This window comes from Actinophytocola sp. (assembly GCF_050699915.1).
GTDB lineage: Bacteria > Actinomycetota > Actinomycetes > Mycobacteriales > Pseudonocardiaceae > Actinophytocola.
The window spans coordinates 1-20,865 of sequence record NZ_JBOHGA010000072.1 but is presented as its reverse complement, the minus strand read 5'-3'; the positions used below and the strand labels follow the sequence as shown (position 1 = coordinate 20,865).

Sequence of the window (20,865 nt, the reverse complement as noted above, 5' to 3'; positions counted from 1 at the left end):
GGGAAACCGGGCGCCCGCCGACCGCCCGGTTCGGCCCTCGGCCGGTGTCCATACGGCGGGAGGTGACGCGCGTGCCAGCCGAGTTGATGTCACGGGCGCGGGCCGGGGACGGCGACGCGTTCCGGGAGCTGATCGAGCCGTTTCGCCGGGAGCTGCAGGTGCACTGCTACCGGCTGCTCGGCTCGTTCCAGGACGCCGAGGATGCCTTGCAGGACACGCTCTTGGCGGCGTGGCAGGGTCTCGGCGGGTTCGAGGGACGCGCCTCGATGCGCACCTGGCTTTACCGGATCGCGACGAACCGATGTCTCAACGCGCGCCGTTCGGCCAGCCGGCGCCCGGCCAAGGAGTGGGACGTGCCTGGGGTCGTCCGGCCGGAGCCGAGCGGGCTCGGCGAGGTCGTCTGGCTCGAGCCGTTTCCCTTCGACGGCGACGTGCCGCTCGGTCCCGAGGCCCGCTACGAGCAGACCGAGTCCATGTCCCTGGCGTTCGTGACCGCGCTGCAGGTTCTGCCGCCTCGCCAGCTCGCCGTCCTCGTGCTGCGTGACGTGCTCGGATTCCGCGCGCACGAGGTGGCCGACATGCTGGAGTCGACTGTGGACTCGGTCGACAGTGCGCTCAAGCGGGCGCGGGCCGGCATGCGGCGAGTTCCTTCGGACGCCCCGCCTCCCCCGTCCGGCTCACCCGCGGAGGATGCGGTCGTGGCGAGGTTCGTCCGCGCGTACGAGTCAGCCGATATCGACGCGCTGGTGGAGCTGCTGACGGACGACGTGTTCATCTCGATGCCGCCGATGCCGTTCGAGTACCAGGGCCGAGACGTCGTGATCCGCTTCTGCGCCAACCTTTTCGGCGCGGGCCGGACCTTCGACCTCGTGCGGACGCGAGCCAACGGTCAACCGGCGTTCGGCGCGTACCTGCGGACGGCGAGCGGCGAGCGGCACGGGACCGGCCTCGTCGTGCTCACCCTGGCCGGCGACCTGATCTCGGCGATGACGCGGTTCGAGAAGAGCGTGCTCCCGTGGTTCGGCCTGCCGCGATCGCTCCCCGCCCGGTAGCGGCCGCCGAACCTCCGTCGCCGAGACTCCGCCGCGGAGTCGAGCTCGTGGCTCAGCTGACCCGCCAGCCCATGGCGCGGGAGATGGCCAGGCCGCAGGTGCGTACCGCGGGCAACACGGTGTCCGTGCGGGTTTCGTTCGGCACCACCACGGATACCGCTGCCGTCACCTCGCCTCGCCGGTCCCGAACCGGCGCGGCCACCGAGTAGGTGATCATCTCGATCTGCCGGTCGCTGATCGCGTAGTCGTCGCGGCGAACGTTCGCCAGGGCCTCCCGCAGCCGGCGTTGCGACGAGATGGTCTTGGGGGTGAACGTGCGCAGTGGGCTGGACAGCGCGAGCTGCTGAACCTCGACCGGGGCGTGCGCCAGCAACACCAGGCCCACGCCCGTCGCGTGCACCGGCAGCCTGCTGCCCATCCGCGTGACGACGTTGACCGCGTCGACTGCCGAGATGCGGTCGACGTACACGGCATCCAGGCCGTCGCGGATGGCGAGCTGCACGTTGTGCCGGGTCACTTCGAACAGGTCCTCCATGAACGGCAGCGCGCGCTCGCGCAGGTCCAGGCTGCCGGGAGAGAGCGCGCCCAGCTCCCACAGGCGAAGCCCGATGCGGTAACGCGTGCCCTTCCGCTCCAGCGCACCCCAGGTGACCAGCTCGGCGACCAGCCGGTGGGTGGTGCTCAGCGGTAGGCCCGAGTGGCGACTCAACTCGGACAGGTTCGCGGACGGGCGATCCGCCGAGAACACGCCCAACAGCGTGAACAGGCGACCGGCCGACGTTCTCGGCGTTGCCATCCTTCGAGGATGGTTTCCACTCAGTGGAAAGTCCACTGTTTTGCATACAATATGTGGTCAACCATGGGTTGGATGAACAGGTGGGTGCTTCCGCTCGGGTGGGCAGCCGTGGTGCTGGAAGGCTTCGACCTGGTCGTGCTCGGCACGGTGATACCGGTGTTGCTGGAGCAGAAGATCCTGACGCCGGGCTCGGCGAGCGTCGTGGCCACGATCGGGCTGGTCGGCATGATGCTGGGTGCCATCGGGGTCGGCACCGTGACCGACATCATCGGCCGGCGCAAGGCCTTGATCTACGCGGTTTCCGGGTTCTCGGTGTTCACGTTGCTCTGTGCGTTCGCGCCGAACGTGGCCGTCCTCGGCGTGCTCAGGTTCCTTGCCGGGCTCGGGCTCGGCGGGTGCCTGCCCACCGCGATCACGCTGGTGAACGAGAACGCGAGGAAGCACTGGGCCGTCACGCTGCTCATGACCGGCTATCACGTCGGTGCGGTGCTCACCGCGTTGCTGGGCATTCTTCTCCTGCCGAACTGGCGCCTGCTGTTCGTGCTCGGGGCGGTGCCCGCGCTGGTGCTCGTTCCGCTGATGCTGCGGTACCTCCCGGAGTCGCGGACTTTCGAGAGGAAGACGCCCGCGAAGGAGGTCATCGGGTCGCTGTTCACGCGCGACGTGATCCGGGCGACGGTGGCCTTCTGGGTGGCGTCGTTCATGGGCCTGCTGCTCGTGTACGGCTTGAACACCTGGCTGCCGGAGATCATGCGGACGGCGGGGTATCCGCTGGGCGCGGCGCTGGGGTTGCTGCTCACGCTCAACGTTGGTGCCATCGTCGGGCTGCTCGTCGCGGGAACGGTGGCCGACCGGATCGGCGTGCGGCCCGCGACGATCGGCTGGTTCCTCGCCGCGGCGGTGTTCCTCGCTCTGCTCAGCGTGAAGCTGCCGGGGATCGGCGTGTACGTGACGGTGCTGCTCGCCGGGTGCTTCGTGTTCAGCGCGCAGGTTCTCGTCTACGCCTATGTGGGCCACCGGTACGGCGACGCGAACCGGGCGACCGGGCTCGGCTGGACCGCCGGAATAGGCCGGATCGGCGCGATTTGTGGGCCGCTGCTCGGTGGCGCCCTGCTCACGGCGGGAATCGCGTACCCCTGGGGGTTCTACGCGTTCGCGATCGTCGCCGGGTTGGGCGCGGTCGCGGTTGTCGCCGTCGGTACGCACGGCCGGCGAGAGAACGCCGCGGTGCGTCGAACGGTGCCGAGTCCTGACGGCCGTCTCACGGAGGGCTGACGGCCGTCAGAACAACCGGAGCACGGCACCGTCGTGGGTGCCGTGCTCCGGGGGTGCTTCGTCAGCGAGGGCGGGGGCCCTTCTTGCCCTTGCGCTGCGCATCGCGGGCCGCGGCTCGGCGTTCGCGGCGGGTGCCGCTTTCCTGGGAGCCCGACTTCTGGCCGTTGCCGCCGCTCTGGCCGCCTCGGGACTGGACTCCGCCGCCCTCCGAGGGGCCCGAGTAGGTGTACTGCTGCTCGCCCTGGGGACGGCCGCCGCGCAGGGCCGGCGGGATCTGCTCCTGGGGCGGCTGCGGTCGCTGCTGCTGCGGCGGCGCGGGTGGCTGGGGCTGCGCACCGGCCTGGGCGGCCGCCTTCGCGACGGCCTGCTGGATCCGGGCGGCCGGAGCACCGGCCACCGCCGGGGTCGCCGCTTCGGGCTCGGCCACCTGGGCACGGAACAGCAGGGTGATGCACTCCTCCTTGAGGGCCTCGAGCATGGTGTTGAACATGTCGTAGCCCTCCCGCTGGTACTCGATCAGCGGGTCTCGCTGCGCCATCGCCCGCAGGCCGATGCCGTCCTTGAGGTAGTCCATCTCGTACAGGTGCTCGCGCCACTTGCGGTCCAGCACGTCGATCATCACCAGCCGCTCCAGGCGGCGCATGCCATCGCCGGTGGCCCGGCCGTCGGGGCCGAGTACGCGGCCGTTGACGAACGCCTCGCGCTCGTCGTACGCGCGCCGGATGTCGTCGAGCACGGCCTCCAGCAGGTTCTCCGCGGTGAGATCGTCACCGCGGTTCTCCATGTCCTCGACGAGGTCTTCCCACTTCAGCGTGATCGGGTACAGCTCCTTGAGCGCACTCCACAGCTTCTGGTGGTCCCAGTCCTCGGCATACCCGCCGGCGGTCGCCTTCTCGACGTAGTCGCTGACGACCTCCTCGACCATGTGGTCGATCTGCTCGCGAAGGTCCTCGCCCTGCAGCACCCGCATGCGGTTGGCGTAGATCTCCTTGCGCTGCTGGTTCATCACCTCGTCGTACTTGAGGAGGTTCTTCCGCGCCTCGAAGTTCTGCTGCTCGACCTGCGTCTGCGCGCTCTTGATCGCCCGGGTGACCATCTTCGCCTCGATCGGCTGGTCGTCGGGCACCCGCATGGTGACCATGACCCGCTCGACGAACTGCGCGTTGAACCGGCGCATCAGCTCGTCGCCGAGGGACAGGTAGAAGCGGGACTCCCCGGGGTCGCCCTGCCGGCCGGACCGACCGCGCAGCTGGTTGTCGATGCGCCGGGACTCGTGCCGCTCGGTGCCGAGCACGTACAGGCCGCCGGCCTCACGCACCTCCTCGGCCTCCGCGCGCACCTCCCCCTGAGCCCGCTCCAGCGCGGCGGGCAGCGCGACGGTCCACTCGTGGGGCGTCTCGACCGGGTCGAGACCGTTGGCGCGCAACGCCTCCTCGGCCAGGTGGTCGGGGTTGCCGCCGAGCACGATGTCGGTGCCTCGACCGGCCATGTTGGTGGCCACGGTGACCGCGCCTCGGTGCCCGGCCTCGGCGACGATCGCCGACTCCTTCTCGTGGTGCTTGGCGTTCAGCACGTTGTGCGGCACGCGCATCTTGACCAGCAGCTTCGACAGGTACTCCGACCGCTCGACGCTGGTCGTGCCGACGAGCACCGGCTGGCCGGCCTCGTGCCGCTCGGCGATGTCCTCGGCGAGGGCGTCGAACTTGGCTTCCTCGGTCTTGTAGATCAGGTCGGTGCGGTCGGCGCGGACCATCGGCCGGTTCGTGGGGATCGGCACGACGTGCAGCTTGTAGGTGTTCCAGAACTCGGCCGCCTCGGTCTCGGCGGTACCGGTCATGCCCGACAGCCGGGTGTAGAGGCGGAAGTAGTTCTGCAGGGTGATCGTGGCGAGGGTCTGGTTCTCCGCCTTGATCTCCACGCCCTCCTTGGCCTCGATGGCCTGGTGCATGCCCTCGCTGTAGCGCCGGCCGGCGAGCACGCGGCCGGTGAACTCGTCGACGATCAGGACCTCACCCTGGCGGATCAGGTAGTCCTTGTCGTTCTGGTACAGCTCCTTGGCCTTGATGGAGTTGTTGAGGTAGCCGACCAGCGGGGTGTTCTGCGCGTCGTAGAGGTTGTCGATGCCGAGCTGGTCCTCGACGAACTGGACGCCCCTCTCGCTGACGCCGATCGTGCGCCGCTTGCGGTCGACCTCGTAGTGCTTGGCGGCGATCTCGGCGGCGCGCGCGTCCCGGTCCCGCGGCGTCATCGCGGTGACGTCGATGCCGGACATGCGATTGGAGATCCGGGCGAACTCGGTGTACCAGCGCGAGGACTGGTCGGCCGGGCCGGAGATGATCAGCGGCGTGCGGGCCTCGTCGATGAGGATGGAGTCGACCTCGTCGACGATCGCGAAGTTGTGCCCGCGCTGGACCATCTGGTCGAGCGTGCCGGCCATGTTGTCGCGCAGGTAGTCGAAGCCGAACTCGTTGTTGGTGCCGTAGGTGATGTCCGCCCGGTAGGCGCGCCGGCGCTGGTCGGTGGTCATCTCGGACAGGATCGCGCCGACCTCGAGACCGAGGAAGCGGTGCACGCGGCCCATCCACTCGGCGTCGCGCTTGGCCAGGTAGTCGTTGACCGTGACGACGTGCACGCCGTTGCCGGAGAGCGCGTTCAGGTACGAGGGCAGCACCGCGGTCAGGGTCTTGCCCTCACCGGTCTTCATCTCGGACACGTTGCCCAGGTGCAGCGCGCCGCCGCCCATGATCTGCACGTCGAAGTGCCGCTGGCCGAGCACGCGTTTGGCCGCCTCCCGGACCACGGCGAACGCCTCGGGGAGCAGCATGTCCAGGGCGGCGAAGTCGGTGGCCTCCGGCTCGTCCTCGTCGACCTCGCGCATCTCGTCGTAGCGCCTGCGGAACTCTTCGGTCTTCGCGAGCAGCTGGGCGTCGGTGAGGTCGACGACGGAACTCTCGAGGTCGTTGACCTCGGCCACGGTCTTGCGCAGCGTCTTGAGCGTCTTGCCCTCGCCGGCGCGGAGTATCCGGGACAGCACCATCAGGTCAACCTCGCTAGCTGGATTGTCGCGCCCGCCACGGGCACCTCGTCACTGCCATCGTAGGCGGTAACGGATCGGTGTCGCCGTGGCTTGCCCCGACCGGACGAGACTGGTCGAACGAGGATGCCGCCGGTAGACGGGCGGGTGCCCCCGAGCTGTGGCTCGAGGGCACCCGGTCAGGTCTGTGGATGGTCCGTGGGTTCGCCTCAGACCAGTCGGATCACGCCGTAGTCGAACCCTCTGCGGCGGTACACCACGCAGGGGCTTCCCGAGCTGGAGTCGTTGAACAGGTAGAAGTCGTGGCCGACCAGCTCCATCTGGTAGAGCGCCTGGTCGACGGTCATCGGATCGCCTGGGTGTTCCTTCTCGCGCACCACGCGGCCTGGCAGGTGGTCGTCCTCAGCGCCGTCCCAACGCTGGGCGGGTACGACCGGTGCGCCTTCGATCTCCTCGGTCCGGGCGGGTAGTACGGCGGTGCCGGCGCGGCCGTTGCCGTCACCGTTGATCGGCATGGTGGCGGTGGCCTCCGCGACGGAGGACGGGCTGCGGCGCCCGTAGTGCACGCGCCGGCGGTCGTGCAGTCTGCGAAGTCGGTTCTCGAGCTTGGTGACCGCGGCGTCCAGTGCGGCGTAGAAGTCGCCCGCACTTGCCTCGGACCGGACGGCCGGGCCCCTGCCCTTGCCGGTGATCTCGACACGCTGGCAGTTCTTGGCCTGCCGGCGGTTGGGTTCGTGGAACAACTCGACGTCGAAGCGGATGACCTTGCGGTCGTACCGCTCGAGTCGAGCAAGCTTCTCCTCGACGTGCACTCGGTAGTGCTCGGGCACCTCGACGTTGCGGCCTTTAACGACGATGTCCATACACGACCTCCCTCGCCTGGGCGAGCTAGTGAGCGAAAACTTCGGCGCCGTGATCTGGGATCCAGGGTTGGTGGACGGCCAGGCCGTTGAAGGGCTTGAGGACTCCTCTGCCTCAACGCTCCTCCGGCGCCAGGGTCATGGGCTACTCGCCTCCTCCCTGCGGACCGGGAAAGCTTGATAGCGGCACGTTAGCTTGGCTCGTGCGTCGGGAAAAGCCCCCTCGGCGGGCGAACTTGGATGCCGCCATTTGCCTACGCAGAGCAACTACCACCTGCGTGATCACGGCTGATCACGCAGAGGCGTCCGGCTGACCGCCGGAGGCGTCGCTCCGTCAGTCGTACCAGAGACTTTGCTGCTCGCGGGGGCGGCCGGGCGAGCCCGCCAGGTCGCCGTCGCGGTCCGCGCGATGATCAAGTTGTGATCGCCTTGCCCCTCCATGATTCACTCGGACGGAGGTATCCGCATGCTGAAACCGTCGCCCCGATCGGGCCTGCCGAGATGGTTGATAACTCAATCGGAGCGCGGAAAAATGCGAATCCTGATACGTACTCATCGGTAGTCGTTGGTGGCATTTCGGTATCACGCCCCAATCACAGGTCGGTGAAGAGCCGGTTGACGGGTGGAAGGACTGCGCCTGCGGGCTCGGCCGGCAGGTCGGAAGTGGCGGACAAGGGCGATGTGGGACTGGGCGCGACAACCCGGTCCGCGGCAACCAGGCGCGCGGCGTCAGGGCGTCGCGGTCAGGGCGAGTACGGCGGCCACCGGGACGTTGATCGACTCCAGGGCCGCCACGCACGCCGTCGCGGTGGCGCCCGTGGTGATCACGTCGTCCAGGACCACCGCGGGGACCTCGGCCGGCGGCCGGTGGCGAGGGTTCGGGCGCAGCCGGCCCACCAGGTTCGCCGCGCGGGCCTCCGCGTCGAGGCCGACCGAGTCCGCCGCCCGGCCGTCCATACGCAGGGCCGGAACGACCCTCGCGTCGGGGAGCAGGGCCGCGCAGCGACGGGCGACGGTCGTCATGTGCTGACCACCGCGGGATCGGGCCGCCGCCGGACGGGACGGGGCCGGCACGAGCATCACCGGACCCGCCCGGATCGACGGGAGCGCCGCCGCCAGCGCGCCACCGAGCGGCACGGCCAGCTCACGGCGGCCGCGCTCCTTGTACGCCAGGACGGCCCGGCGGGGCGGACCCCGGTAGTCGGCCAGCGCGTAGGCCGACGACAGGCCGGGCCGGGAGACGGGCACCGGCGCGCCGAGCCATCGGGCGCACCACGAGCACCACGCGGTGGCGGGCGCCGCGCAGCCGGCGCAACGTTGGGGGACGATCAGGTCGAGCAGTCGAGACGAACGCATGGTCGAATGATGCCGGCACCCACTGACAATTCTGGAAAGGTGCAGGTCAGCCCGGATAGAACGGGATCGCGTTCGGGCCCTGGCCATGCGCGTGCTGGCGCCACAGCTGCCCGACGCCGGGCACGCTGGACACGGCCGCGCTGTCGGCCACGATCACGTCCCGGTCGGGCGCGGCGGCGATCGACTTGATCGGCAGCTGCAGGTTGTTCCGGTCGAACACCTCGAGCTTGAGGCCGTCGACGGACATGCTGGCGACCGGCAGCGCGCCCTGCTTCGTCGCCACGACCAGGGTGTCCTGGCTGAGCCAGTCGACGCCGATGGCCTGCACGACGTTGATCGGCTGCAGCCGGCGCGGCGAGCGCAGCGACACCGAGTCGTTGTCGCGCTCGACCGACGCGACCACCAGCCGCCCCTTGGCGACCGCGGCCGCGCGGGTGCCGTCGCGGGACAGCCGCAGCTCGGTGATCGGCCCGAAGTCGGTGAGCTCGGACGCGTTGACCTGCAACGCCTTCCACGTGCCGTCGGCCTGGCGCACCACGCGCACGACGTTGCCGTCGGCGACCGTCCAGAACTCCTTCGTCGCCACCTCGTTCGACGTGCTCAGCAGCCACGTCGGCCGGGTCATCGTCCGAGCCTCGAGGTTGACCTGCTGCATCACCTCGCCGTAGCGCCCGACCCGCAGCCGCGGGCCGGCGGAGGTCTGCACGACCGCCGCGAGCTGGCCGCCGTCGATGGACTGGGCGGCGCTGCGCACGTCGTACTCGCCGTCGCCGGCCGGGCCGGGGACGGGCTGGCCGTCGTGCAGCGAGCGCAGCCTGCCGTCGGCCGCGACGAGGCCGGGCTGGTCCGAGCCGGGCTTGGTCGGGGCGTCGTAGACCTTGAGGTCGCCGAGGCGCCAGTCGCGCCGGCCCGGGATCAGGTCCTGCCCGTCGGCGCGCAGCCGCAGCCGGCTGGACGTGACGGTCTGCAGCGACAGCACGATCTGGGTGGCGATCTGCTCGCGTTGCTCGGTGGACTTGTCGCCGAGCTCCTTGAGGTCCACGACGAGTGTGCCGTCGGGGTCGGGGACCACGTTGGTTCTCGTGCCGATCCCCTCCAGCGGCGAGCGCACCGACCGGGCCATCGTGTCCGAAGGTCCGGACAGCAGCACGTTGATCACGCGCGCGGGCAGGCCACTGATCGGCTCGGCCGCCACGTACCGCAGGTCGGGCACGGTGACCCGCAGGTCGTTGTCGAAGTAGTAGACGGTGACGGCGCGGTAGCTCGCCTCGAAGTCGGAGATCGGCACGAACATCGTGGGCGGCGGCGAGTCGATCCGCCACTGGCCGTCGGGCTGCAGCCGGACCGTGACGTTGTACCCCTTGTCCTCGATGGTCGGCACGAACGCGTGGTCGGCGCCGAGCCGGCCCACCGGGGTCACCTCCAGCACGACGGTCTCGACGTCGGTGGACTCGGCGCCGGGGTCCTTCTCGCCGCCGGGGGTGGGCGTGCGCACCGGCACGGTGTCGAAGGTGTCGAGGATGATCGTCGGCGTCGCCTCGCCGTTCCAGCCCTGCTTGCCCTTGTCGGTCAGGTACATCGCCGCGGCCTCGGGGTTGCCGGACCGGTGGATGAACTCACGCACCAGGTCGAACGCGTCCAGGTCCTTCGTCGGCCCGTCGACGGTCCCGGCCGGCTGCTCGTTGTCATCGCGGACGGCGTGCGGCGTGGACTCCTCGGGGATGTTCGCGCAGCCGGCCAGGACCAGCACGGAGAGCAGTAGCGAGACGAGCGTGCGGCGCCGGGTCACCGGACCTCCTCCCAGGCCGGCGGCTGCGGCGGGGCCGGCGTCGACGGCGGCGGCTCGTCGGACCCGTTCTCTCCCGTCTCGGTCGGCACGGTGACCCGGTAGACGTCCGCGGCGACCGGAGTGTCGACCACGGCGGCGGACTCGAGGTCGGCGTCCGGCGGGGGCAGCTCGAGCGGGCTGGTCGTGTAGGGGACGCCCTGCTCGCGCGGCAGGGTGAGCCGGAAGCACGCGCCCCGGCGCGGCTCGCCCCACGCGTCGAGGCGGCCGCCGTGCAGCAGGGCGTCCTCGACGCTGATCGCGAGGCCGAGACCGGTGCCGCCGGTGTGCCGGTTGCGGGACGGGTCGGCCCGCCAGAAGCGGTTGAACACGAGGTCGGCCTCGCCCTGCCGCAGGCCGATGCCGTGATCCCGGACGGTGACCGCGAGCGCGTCGGCGTCGAAGGCCATGCGCAGCCGCACCGGGCGGCCCTCGCCGTGGTCGACGGCGTTGGCCAGCAGGTTGCGCAGCACGCGCTCGACGCGGCGGGCGTCGACCTCCGCGATGGCCTCCACCTCGGGCAGGTCCAGGATGATCTCGCTACCCGCGTGGCGGGCGATGGTGGCCACGGCCCGGGCCGCGCGCACGGCGATCGGCCGCACGTCGACGTAGTCGGCGAGGAGCTCCTCCACGCCCGCGTCGAGGCGGCTGATCTCCAGCAGGTCGGCGAGCAGGGCCTCGAACCGGTCGAGCTCGTCGACCAGCAGCTCGGTGGACCGGGCGAGGCCGGGCGGGAACTGCTCGCGGGAGGCGTGCAGGACGTCCGCGGCCATCCGGACGGTGGTCAGCGGGGTGCGCAGCTCGTGGGAGACGTCCGAGGTGAACCGGCGCTGCAGCGTGCCGAACTCCTCGAGCTGGCGGATCTGGCTCTGGATGCTCTCGGCCATCAGGTTGTAGGACTCGGCGAGCTTGGCGACGTCGTCCTCGCCGACCACGAGCATGCGTTGGTCGAGCTCCCCGCCGGCGAAGCGGGCCGCGGCCTGGGCGGCGCTGCGGACCGGGCGGACGACCTGGCGGGTCACCAGGTTCGCGATGCCGGCGAGCAGGAGCAGCAGCACGAGGCCGCCGACGATCAGCGTGCTCTGCACGACGCTGATCGTGTGCTGCTCGGCGGTGAGCGGGAACAGCATGTAGAGCTGCATCGGCCGGTTCGCCGTGCCGAACGGGGCGCCGACGATGAGGAAGGTGGTGCGGCCGGTGGCCCGGTCGACGGTGTAGATCTGCACGGCGAGCTCGTGCGCCTGCACGAAGTGGCGCAGGCTGTCGGGCACGTCGTGGTAGGCGCCGACGCTGATGCTGTCTCCGGACTCGGCGAGGCCGGGCGAGTCGCTCGCGAGCACGGGCTCGAACGCGCCGGCGGCGGAGCTCGCGGTGCTGCTGTTCGGCGAGGAGCTGGTCAGCCGGTTGAGCGCGCTGGTGAGCCGGCCGCGCACGGCGTCGGCGGTCGGGTTGACGCCGGCGAGCTGGGCCTCGGCGACCTGGACGGCGTCGCGGGTGGCCGCGATCGCGGCCTCCTCCTTGGTCTCCAGCAGCCGGTCGGTGATCTGGTTCTGCAGCACCATGCCGAGCACGAAGACTACGGCCGAGGAGAGCGCGAGGGTGCTGACGACGACGCGCACCTGCAGCGAACGTCGCCACAGCTCGCCGAAGTAGGCGGCTCGCTGGCGACAGAAGTCGATCGCCCGGGCGCCGGCTGCCACGGCGGCCCGTAACCTGCCCGTCACCGCTCCATCACGGCGGGCCGGCCTTGTACCCGACGCCGCGCACGGTCAGCACCACCTCGGGGTGCTCGGGGTCGGTCTCGACCTTGGAGCGCAGCCGCTGGACGTGGACGTTGACCAGGCGGGTGTCGGCGGCGTGCCGGTAGCCCCAGACCTGCTCGAGGAGCACCTCGCGGGTGAAGACCTGCCGCGGCTTGCGGGCGAGCGCGACGAGGAGGTCGAACTCGAGCGGGGTGAGCTGGATGGCGACGCCGTCCCTGGTGACCTCGTGGCCCGGCACGTCGATGGTGAGGTCGCCGATCGAGAGCATCTCGGCGGGCTCGGAGTCGGTGCGACGCAGGCGCGCCCGGACCCGCGCCACGAGCTCCTTGGGCTTGAACGGCTTGACCACGTAGTCGTCCGCGCCCGACTCCAGCCCCAGCACGATGTCGACCGTGTCGCTCTTGGCGGTCAGCATCACGATGGGCACGCCCGACTCGGCGCGGATCGCCTTGCACACGTCGATCCCGTTGATGCCCGGCAACATCAGGTCGAGCAGCACCAGGTCCGGCCGTAGCTCGCGCAGCGCGGGCAGCGCCCGGCTGCCCTCGGCGACCACCGCGGTGTCGAAGCCCTCCCCGCGCAGCACGATGGTCAGCATCTCGGCCAGGGCCGGGTCGTCGTCCACTACCAGCACACGTGCCTTCATGAGTACATCGTCGCACTTCGTGAGTCTTGTCCGCGTGGGACCCTGTGATCTTTCCTTGTCCGTCCGGGTGACAGGCGTGTAACGACAGCATACGGTCGCGCGCTCTATACGTTGAAGCATGAACGACGGGGCTTTATCCACGGGGCTCTCCCACGTTTCCGCGCCATGGAGGTGCGATGGGCATCCGTAGGCTCAACCACGCCGTGCTCTATGTGCGCGACGTGGGGCGCAGCGTTGCCTTCTACCGGGACGTGCTGGGGTTCCAGGTGGTGCACGAGCGGGCGACCGCGGCGTTCCTGCGCGCGGCGGAGTCCGACAACGACCACGATCTGGGCCTGTTCGCGGTGCGCGGCAACGCCCCGCACACCAACGGGACGACCGTCGGGCTCTACCACCTCGCGTGGTCGGTGAGCACGCTGCCGGAGCTGGCGACGTTCGCGTCGCGACTGTCCGGGGCCGGCGCGCTCGTGGGATCGTCGGACCACGCGGTGTCGAAGTCGTTGTACGGCAAGGACCCGGACGGCCTGGAGTTCGAGATCTCGTGGTTCGTGCCGCGGGACCGGGTGACCCCGGAGATGATGTCGTCGCCGATGATCGGCCGACTGGACATCCGCGCGGAGATCGAGCGCTGGGGCGGCGATCTCGTCGGCGCACCCTGAGACTTCTCTCAGCCGCTCTCCGGAATTGTCGGCCTCATTCGGTAGCGTTGAAATCGGGGGACCCCCTGGCCCGGCGAATGGACCATTCGCACCGAGTTCGCCTGATCGTGTGGCTTTTCGTGCCTTTGGTCCCGTCGACTTTGTGTGGGGAGGCAGTATGGCCGGGACGGAATTTCCTGATCAGCGTGGGCGCACGGTGATCGTCACCGGCGCGAACAGCGGGCTCGGTTTCGAAGCGGCTCGCGCGCTCGGTCTCGCCGGCGCGAAGGTGATCATGGCGTGCCGCGACGCGGAGAAGGCGAAGGCGGCGGCCGACGCGATCGAGGGCGACACCGAGGTGCGTTCGCTCGACCTGGCCGACCTGTCGTCGGTGCGGGCGTTCGCCGGCGGTGTCGACGGCGTCGACGTGCTGATCAACAACGCCGGTGTGATGGCGGTGCCGCACGGCACGACGCCGGACGGGTTCGAGCTGCACATCGGTGTCAACCACCTGGGGCCGTTCGCGCTGACCGGCCTGCTGATCGATCGCGTGCGCGACCGGGTGGTCACCGTGTCCAGCGGTCTGCACGTGCTCGGCCGGATCCGGTCGGACCTCGACTTCGAGCGCGGGCGGTATCGGCGGTGGCCGGCGTATGCGCGGTCGAAGCTGGCCAACTTCCTGTTCGCGTACGAGCTCCAGCGCCGGCTGTCCGCGGCGGGCCGGCCGACTCTCTCGGTGGCGACCCACCCCGGCCTGGCCGCGACCGAGGGGCAGCGGCGGGACACGTCGCTGCAGGGCAAGATCCTCGCCGGCGGGCGCGCGCAGAGTCCCCGGATGGGTGCGCTGCCGATGCTCTACGCGGCCACCGCGCCTGGGGTCGTCGGCGGGACCTGCGTCGGGCCGGACGGGTTCATGCAGCGCAACGGGTATCCGACTGTGGTTCGTTCGAGTCGGCGGTCGCGGGACGTCGCGCTGGCCGCTCGGCTCTGGGAGCGGTCCGAGGCGCTCACCGGGGTCCGGTTCGCCGTCGAACCGCTCTAGGGGCCGAGAATTGTCGGTGGTGCGGAGTAGCGTTGAAATCGGGGGACCCCCTGGCCGTGCGAATGGACCATTCGCACCGGGTTCATTCGAAGGGGTGGGGATATGTGTCCGGAATCCGGCGGAAATGTCAGTGGCGGCCGGTAGCGTTGAAACCGGGGGCCCCCGAGGGCGAGCGAATGGACCATTCGCACGGGTTCGGGGTTGTGGAGCGGCGATGGATGTGTTTGTGGGTTCGGCGACGTGGCCCGGGCTCTAGCGGGTGAGGAGCGCCGCCAGTGCTTGGTAGTCCGTAGTGGACGTTCCGTCCACGACGTGCCAGGGAGACAGCCAGTCGTCCTTGGCCAGGGCTTCGTAGACGGCCGCTACTCGGGACTGGAGCGCCGCATCGGACTCCCAGGTGTCTCGTTCGCGGTTGGACTCCGTTCGGGAGCGGTGTTCGGCTCGGGAGGCCGCCACTTCGACCGGCACCCGCAACAGCAACTGCGCGTCCGGCACGGGAAGACCCAGCCGGTCGATCTCCAGCGCCCGCACCCAGTCGACGAACTCGCCCCGCGCGTCCTGGTGCAACCGCGCCGCACCGAACGCCGCGTTGGAGGCAACGTAGCGGTCCAGCAGGACCACATCGACCGCGGACAGCGCGGCGCGGATCGACGCGGCGGCGCCGTGGCGGTCCAGGGCGTACAGCATCGCCATGCCGTAGACCTCCTGGCCGAACCCACCCAGGCGGCCGTGCAGACCCTCGCGCACCAGATCGGCGTGCACCGACTCGCCGTAGCGCGGGAACGCCAGCCGGGTCACCCGTCCACCCAGCGCCGCCTCCAGCGACGTCGCCAGGGTGCGCTTGCCGGCCCCGTCCAGGCCCTCGATCACGATCAACCGTCCCACGGGAACAGAACCCTAAGGGCTAGGCGAACGGGATGTGCCACCACGGGCTGCTGCGATCGGTCATCAACAGGTTGTGCGGCCCCCGCACGGACAGGTACATGTGCCCGAACGTCTCGTTGTCGAAACGGATCACCCGGCCGAGTGCGTAGCCGGCGCTGAAGTCGGGCCACGAGGTGTAGTGCTGACGGCACAGCTCCCCCGCCCGCACCACCACCGACTCCGCCGTCCGCTGGTCGCAGAACCGGCCACCGAACCCCCAGCGCGCCATGTTCACCGCGCGCCCGAAGTCGTAGCCGAACACCGAGCTCACGATCCCGTTCGGCGCCAGGATGCCGTCCGCCTGGAAGCGGGCCTCGTAGCGGGTGATCACGTCCACCGACGCGACCATCTCCTCGACGTCGGCGACCTCCTGCCAGCGCGCCCAGTTCTCCGCCGCCGTCCGCCACGTCGGCAGGTCCCACACCCCGTGCTGGCGCACCAGCTGGCGTCGCACGTTCAGCACCGCGTCGATCTCCGTGCCGACGTTCAGGCCCTGGAGCAGGTAGTCCACCTGCTGCTGCCAGCCCTCCGCGGTGGTCACGCCCCAGCTCTCCGCCAGCGACTCGCGATCGGCCCGGTAGTCCCGCACCGGGTCGTCCAGCATGTTCCACGGACTCGACACATGCACCGGGATGTGCGCCCCGCACGCGAACCCGTGCGCCAGCGGCCCGAAGTGCGGGCCGGCGGGGCTGCTGACTACCCCCTCGACATGATCGCAAACCACCACACTTCCGGAGTCTAGAGACACCGGTGCAACGATGTCGGGGTGTCCATCCGTCCTCGCCGCATGAGACTCATGTGGCTCGCGGGCCCGCTGTTGCTGCTCCTCGCGGCCTGCGGGAACCCGTCCGCCGACCCGGCCGAGCCCGGCGCGCCGGGCAACCCGTTGCGCGGCACCACGTTCGAGTCCGGCGACATCACCGTCGACGGCAAGCCGCACGAGCTGGTGGCCGGCACCCGCGTCGCGCTGGACTTCACCGACGACGGCCGGCTCGTCGCCACCGCCGGCTGCAACACCATGAGCGGGCCGGTCGACACCGGCGGCGGCAAGCTCACCGTCGACGGGCTCGCCACCACCGAGATGGGCTGCGACGGGCCGCGCCACGCGCAGGACGAGTGGCTCGCCGGCGTCCTCGGCGACGGGCCTACCTGGCGGCTCGACGGCCAGACACTGACCGTCAGCACCCCTGGCGCCGAGATCGTCCTCACCAACCGAGAGGTCACCGACCCCGACCTCTCGCTCGCCGAGACCGAGTGGGCCGTCGACACGCTCATCGACGGCCAGACCGCCAGCAGCGTCCCGGCCGGCGCGACCGCCACGCTCGTGTTCGGCGAGAGCCAGGTCGCGATCTCCGCCGGCTGCAACGGCGGCTCCGCCGACTACACGATGACCGGCGACACGATCCGGTTCGGCAGGGCGAACCTGACACTCAAGGCGTGCGAGCCTGACATCATGCGACTCGAGGCGGCGGTGCTCGCCGTGACCAGGGACGAGGTCACGTTCGAGATCGACGCCGACCGGCTGACCATCACCCATCCGTCCGGCAAGGGACTCCTGCTGCGTGCCAAGTGAGCATGGCGAGAAGAACGGCCTGCCGATCATCTCCTTCGCGAGCACGGCCGAGTTCGCCGCGTGGCTGGCCGAGCACGTCGAGACGCGCGGCCTGTGGATCCGGATCGCCAAGACGGGCACCGGCATCCCGTCGGTGGACCGCAAGGAGGCCCTCGCGCTCGCCCTGCGGTACGGGTGGATCGACGGCACGGCCCAACGCATCGACGACGTCCACTACCTGCAGAAGTTCACCCCGCGGACCAAGCGTAGCCGCTGGTCGAAGATTAACCGCACGTCCGTGGAGCGGATGATCGAGGCCGGCGAGATGACGCCGTGGGGCATGCGCGAGGTCGAGGCCGCGAAGGCGGACGGGCGCTGGGACGCCGCCTACGCGAGCCCCGCCAACGCCACGGTGCCCGACGACCTGCGGGCCGCGCTGGACGCCAACCCCGAGGCGGCCGAGTTCTTCGCCACGCTCACCGGTCAGAACCGCTTCGCCTTCCTCTTCCGGATCGAGGAGGCCAAGCGGCCCGAGACCCGAGCGCGGCGGATCGAGAAGTTCGTCGGGATGCTCGAAAGAGGCGAAACCCTCCGCTGAGTTGTGCTCCACTGCCTGACATGCGCGCCATTTGGTCAGGGATTGGCATCACGGCGGCGGTCGCGTTGGCCGTGGCGGGACTGGTTCCCGCCATCGCGGACCAGCAGCGGGCGGACGTGCGAGTCGCCGCCGCCAACGACGATCCGGCCTTCGTGCAGGTCGTCGACGACAACGTGGAGAACCTGCCGACCGCGGACCTCCAGTGCCCCGGCGACTGGCAGGACCTCGTCTACTACCTCAAACGCGCGCCGCTCAAGCCCGACCTCTTCGTCGTCCAGCAGATCAGCGGCCGGACGCAACTGAACTCGTACCTGTCCAGACTGTCGAACGACCTCGGCGAGGCCTACGCCGGTGTCATCGCCGACGCGTCCCCGGCGGCGATGAACAGCCCGTGCGGCCCACCCAAGGACCATCAGACCAACGCGGTGATCTTCCGCAAGGCGCGCTTCACCGACCGCGGCCTCGACGCCCGCACCTGGCAGGCCCAGAGCAACGAGTCCGGCTCGTGCGCGAACAACGACCAGGCACGCACGAAGGCCGTCAAGGTCCGGCTGCACGACAAGATCGCGAACAAGGACCTGACGGTGGCGTCCGTGCACTGGGCGACCGCGCAGTCGGGCGGTGGCACGGCATGTTCGGAGGCCAACGCCCGCGAGACGGCGGCAGAACTGACCGAGGACGGCTACGGCGGCAGCCTGCTGATCTTCGCCGGGGACCACAACGTCTCCGACGTCGGCGGCGGCTCGTTCCGCCCCTGGTATCGCCTGCTCAACGGCGACGAGGGCGGCACCCTCGGCTTCCGTGACGCCGCCCACGCCGGCTGCGGCGGCGACAAGGGCTGCCTCGGGGACAACTGGACCATCGGCGGTGACCGGCGGATCGACTTCCTGTTCGCCCGCAAGCCCTCCGGCGGACTGCCCGGCGTGACCGGCTTCCACACGATCACGTTCGACGAGGGCGATGCGGCCGACCAGGCCGAGACCGGCTCGGACCGCGGCGACCGGAACTACTCCGACCACCGCGCGGTGATGGCCCGCATCCACTACTGAGACGACGAAAGGGCCGGCCCCGCAGGGCCGGCCCTTTCGCATGCCTGATGTCAGTAGCGGTAGTGGTCCGCCTTGAACGGGCCTTCGACGTCGACGTCGATGTACTCGGCCTGCTCCTTGGTCAGCTTGGTGAGCTCGCCGCCGAGCGCCTGGAGGTGGATGCGGGCGACCTTCTCGTCGAGCTTCTTGGGCAGCCGGTACACCTCCTTGTCGTACTCCTCGTTCTTGGTGAACAGCTCGATCTGCGCGATCACCTGGTTGGAGAAGGAGTTCGACATCACGAACGACGGGTGGCCGGTCGCGTTGCCCAGGTTCATCAGCCGGCCCTCGGACAGCACGATGATCGAGTGCCCGTCCGGGAACACCCACTCGTCGACCTGCGGCTTGATGTTGATGCGCTGGATACCCGGGTAGCGCGCCAGGCCGGCCATGTCCAGCTCGTTGTCGAAGTGCCCGACGTTGCCCAGAATCGCCTGGTGCTTCATCCGCGCCATGTGCTCGGCCATCACCACGTTCTTGTTGCCCGTGGTGGTGATCACGATGTCGGCCCGGTCCAACACGTTCTCCAGGCGCTGCACGTCATAGCCGTCCATCGCCGCCTGCAGCGCGCAGATCGGGTCGATCTCGGTGATGATCACCCGCGCGCCCTGGCCGCGCAGCGACTCGGCCGAGCCCTTGCCCACGTCGCCGTAGCCGCACACGACCGCGACCTTGCCGCCGATCAACACATCGGTGCCGCGGTTGATGCCGTCGACCAGCGAGTGGCGGATGCCGTAGCGGTTGTCGAACTTCGACTTGGTCACCGAGTCGTTGACGTTGATCGCCGGGAACAGCAGCTCACCCGCGGCGGCCAACTGGTACAGGCGCAGCACACCGGTGGTGGTCTCCTCGGTGACGCCCTTGATCTCGGTGCCGGTGCGCGTCCACTTCTTGTTGTCCGCGGCCAGCGAGTTGCGCAGCGTGTCGAGGATGATCTTCCACTCCTCGGGGTCGTCCGCCTCCGCCTGCGGCACCACCCCGGCCGCCTCGTACTGGGTGCCCTTGTGCACCAGCAGGGTCGCGTCCCCGCCGTCGTCGAGCAGCATGTTCGGCGCGACACCGTCGTGCCAGGTCAGCATCTGCTCGGTGCACCACCAGTACTCCTCGAGCGTCTCGCCCTTCCAGGCGAACACCGGGACACCCTTGGGGTCCTCGGGAGTGCCGTGCGGGCCGACCACGACGGCGGCCGCGGCGTGGTCCTGGGTGGAGAAGATGTTGCAGGAGGCCCAGCGGACCTCCGCACCCAGCGACACCAACGTCTCGATCAAAACGGCGGTCTGCACCGTCATGTGCAGCGAGCCCGAGACCCGCGCCCCGCGCAGCGGGTAGACCTCCGCGTACTCGCGCCGAAACGTCATCAGACCGGGCATCTCGTGCTCGGCGAGGCGGATCTCCTTGCGGCCGAACTCGGCCAGCGCGAGGTCGGCCACCGCGAAGTCCAGGTCGCCGACCCTCCTGGCGTACCGGGCCTCGGTCGTGTCCTGGCTGTTGACTGCGGTCATCCCGTGCATCCTCCAAACTCAAAGCCTTCGCCGGAACACTACCGTTAGCCGATGTTGATCGACTCGAGCGGCCGTAGAGCGAGGGAGGATCGCGCGTGCTAGCCACCGGACCGGGCACCCGCGTGGTCGAGCTGCGCGTCCACGGGCTGATGGGCACCACCCCGGAGTCGCTGGTCTCCGCGGTGGCCGCGGTGGACGTGGCCGGCGACGGGGTCGGGCGGGTCGTGCAGCCCGCCGACCGGCTGCTGCGCCCGGCGCCCGGGCCGATGCTGCGGGCCGAGGGCCAGTCGATCCCGCGGGTCGTCGAGGGCTACATCTGGGGCGGCATGACCTCGGGCGGCGCGGCGAAGGCGGCGTGGGCGCTGCTGTTCCCGTTCTCGCTGGCCAACGTGGCGCACTGGATGCTGCCGCCGATCCCGTCCGGGCACCGGCTCGCACAGCGGCTCGGCCTCGCCAACCGTTCGCTGCTGCGGCTCGCGGCCGTGCTGCTGACGATGCTGCTGGTCACCCAGGCCGCGGTGGTGAGCCTGGACCTGATCGCCGCGCAGTGCCTCGCGCCCGGCTCGCCGTGCCTGGCCCGCACCGTGCCGGGCTGGCTGCGCGAGACCTACCTCGTACGGCCGCTCATCGGGCTCGTGCCGGTACTGCTGCTGATCTACATCCTGTTCCGGATCTCGTGCGTGGCCTGGGAAACCGAGGCGCCGCCCAACCCGCCGCCCACGCCACCCAACGCGCGGGTCCTGCTGCCCGGCACCAACCTCGTCGCCGACCCGGACACGCCGACGCTGCGCGCCCTGCACCTGCTGGCCGCGCTCGCGACCGTCGCGCTGCTGCCGCTCGGCGGGCCGTTCCACGTCCCGGCGGGCTGGCTCGCCGCACTCTGGGCGGGCGCGCTGGCGCTGCTGGTGGTGGCG

At 70.2% G+C, this 20,865-nt stretch carries 17 protein-coding genes and 1 pseudogene; 8 read left to right on the top strand and 10 right to left on the bottom strand.

Translation table 11 applies throughout. The features are described 5' to 3' along the window. Positions 1–71 precede the first annotated feature (71 nt). A complete protein-coding gene (locus ACRDSK_RS15305; protein WP_431441510.1) occupies positions 72–1,052 on the top strand; it encodes a sigma-70 family RNA polymerase sigma factor in 981 nt (326 codons plus the stop codon). A gap of 52 nt (positions 1,053–1,104) precedes the next feature. On the opposite strand, the gene ACRDSK_RS15300 is transcribed toward ACRDSK_RS15305, so the two are convergent. After that, the gene (locus ACRDSK_RS15300) at positions 1,105–1,848 is read right to left on the bottom strand and encodes an IclR family transcriptional regulator (protein ID WP_431441508.1); all 744 of its coding nucleotides are present in this window, start codon (positions 1,846–1,848) and stop codon (positions 1,105–1,107) included. Positions 1,849–1,920: 72 nt separating this feature from the next. On the opposite strand from ACRDSK_RS15300, the gene ACRDSK_RS15295 reads away from it, so the two are divergent. After that, positions 1,921–3,123, top strand: coding sequence for an MFS transporter (locus tag ACRDSK_RS15295; protein WP_431441506.1), 1,203 nt, complete (start codon positions 1,921–1,923; stop codon positions 3,121–3,123). A gap of 61 nt (positions 3,124–3,184) precedes the next feature. Here ACRDSK_RS15295 and secA read toward each other — a convergent pair whose 3' ends face one another. From secA to mtrA, 6 genes are all read right to left on the bottom strand, one after another. Continuing rightward, positions 3,185–6,160 (bottom strand): preprotein translocase subunit SecA, encoded by a 2,976-nt coding sequence (gene secA / locus ACRDSK_RS15290; protein WP_431441504.1) that lies wholly within the window; start codon positions 6,158–6,160, stop codon positions 3,185–3,187. A gap of 206 nt (positions 6,161–6,366) precedes the next feature. Further along, complete coding sequence (gene hpf, locus ACRDSK_RS15285) at positions 6,367–7,020, bottom strand: ribosome hibernation-promoting factor, HPF/YfiA family (RefSeq protein ID WP_431441502.1); 654 nt, start codon at positions 7,018–7,020, stop codon at positions 6,367–6,369. A 726-nt stretch (positions 7,021–7,746) separates the two neighbouring features. Continuing rightward, complete coding sequence (locus ACRDSK_RS15280; protein ID WP_431441501.1) at positions 7,747–8,373, bottom strand: ComF family protein; 627 nt, start codon at positions 8,371–8,373, stop codon at positions 7,747–7,749. A 46-nt stretch (positions 8,374–8,419) separates the two neighbouring features. After that, the gene (locus ACRDSK_RS15275; RefSeq protein WP_431441500.1) at positions 8,420–10,162 is read right to left on the bottom strand and encodes an LpqB family beta-propeller domain-containing protein; all 1,743 of its coding nucleotides are present in this window, start codon (positions 10,160–10,162) and stop codon (positions 8,420–8,422) included. Then, the gene (gene mtrB / locus ACRDSK_RS15270) at positions 10,159–11,922 is read right to left on the bottom strand and encodes an MtrAB system histidine kinase MtrB (RefSeq protein WP_431441499.1); all 1,764 of its coding nucleotides are present in this window, start codon (positions 11,920–11,922) and stop codon (positions 10,159–10,161) included. Before mtrB ends, ACRDSK_RS15275 begins: the two co-directional genes overlap by 4 nt. A 7-nt stretch (positions 11,923–11,929) precedes the next feature. Then, positions 11,930–12,607 carry an MtrAB system response regulator MtrA gene (gene mtrA / locus ACRDSK_RS15265; RefSeq protein WP_431431796.1) on the bottom strand — a complete coding sequence of 226 codons (678 nt, stop codon included), beginning with the start codon at positions 12,605–12,607 and terminating at the stop codon, positions 11,930–11,932. A 176-nt stretch (positions 12,608–12,783) separates the two neighbouring features. On the opposite strand from mtrA, the gene ACRDSK_RS15260 reads away from it, so the two are divergent. Both ACRDSK_RS15260 and ACRDSK_RS15255 read left to right on the top strand, forming a co-directional pair. Next, positions 12,784–13,266: a VOC family protein gene (locus tag ACRDSK_RS15260; protein WP_431441498.1), complete on the top strand. Its 483-nt coding sequence runs from the start codon at positions 12,784–12,786 to the stop codon at positions 13,264–13,266. 157 nt (positions 13,267–13,423) lie between these two features. Further along, positions 13,424–14,287, top strand: a complete 864-nt coding sequence (locus ACRDSK_RS15255; protein ID WP_431441496.1) for an oxidoreductase — start codon at positions 13,424–13,426, stop codon at positions 14,285–14,287. A gap of 252 nt (positions 14,288–14,539) precedes the next feature. Here the strand turns inward: ACRDSK_RS15255 and ACRDSK_RS15250 are convergent, their stop codons facing one another. After that, positions 14,540–15,172: a dTMP kinase gene (locus tag ACRDSK_RS15250; RefSeq protein ID WP_431441495.1), complete on the bottom strand. Its 633-nt coding sequence runs from the start codon at positions 15,170–15,172 to the stop codon at positions 14,540–14,542. Between the two features lie 19 nt (positions 15,173–15,191). Continuing rightward, positions 15,192–15,938 (bottom strand): DUF1266 domain-containing protein, encoded by a 747-nt coding sequence (locus ACRDSK_RS15245; protein WP_431441493.1) that lies wholly within the window; start codon positions 15,936–15,938, stop codon positions 15,192–15,194. Positions 15,939–15,998: 60 nt separating this feature from the next. Here ACRDSK_RS15245 and ACRDSK_RS15240 point away from each other — a divergent pair, with 60 nt between their 5' ends. The 3 genes from ACRDSK_RS15240 (at position 15,999) to ACRDSK_RS15230 (ending at position 18,410) form a co-directional block, all read left to right on the top strand. Further along, positions 15,999–16,784 (top strand): META domain-containing protein, encoded by a 786-nt coding sequence (locus ACRDSK_RS15240; protein ID WP_431441492.1) that lies wholly within the window; start codon positions 15,999–16,001, stop codon positions 16,782–16,784. Next, positions 16,774–17,361 (top strand): YdeI/OmpD-associated family protein, encoded by a 588-nt coding sequence (locus ACRDSK_RS15235; RefSeq protein ID WP_431441490.1) that lies wholly within the window; start codon positions 16,774–16,776, stop codon positions 17,359–17,361. The genes ACRDSK_RS15240 and ACRDSK_RS15235 overlap by 11 nt, the downstream gene beginning before the upstream one ends. Positions 17,362–17,432: 71 nt before the next feature. After that, positions 17,433–18,410 carry a hypothetical protein gene (locus tag ACRDSK_RS15230; protein ID WP_431441488.1) on the top strand — a complete coding sequence of 326 codons (978 nt, stop codon included), beginning with the start codon at positions 17,433–17,435 and terminating at the stop codon, positions 18,408–18,410. Positions 18,411–18,460: 50 nt separating this feature from the next. Here ACRDSK_RS15230 and ahcY read toward each other — a convergent pair whose 3' ends face one another. Then, positions 18,461–19,951: an adenosylhomocysteinase gene (gene ahcY, locus ACRDSK_RS15225; protein ID WP_431441486.1), complete on the bottom strand. Its 1,491-nt coding sequence runs from the start codon at positions 19,949–19,951 to the stop codon at positions 18,461–18,463. Between the two features lie 95 nt (positions 19,952–20,046). Between ahcY and ACRDSK_RS15220 the strand changes: the two are divergent. After that, positions 20,047–20,865: pseudogene (locus ACRDSK_RS15220) on the top strand (hypothetical protein); the annotation flags it as partial.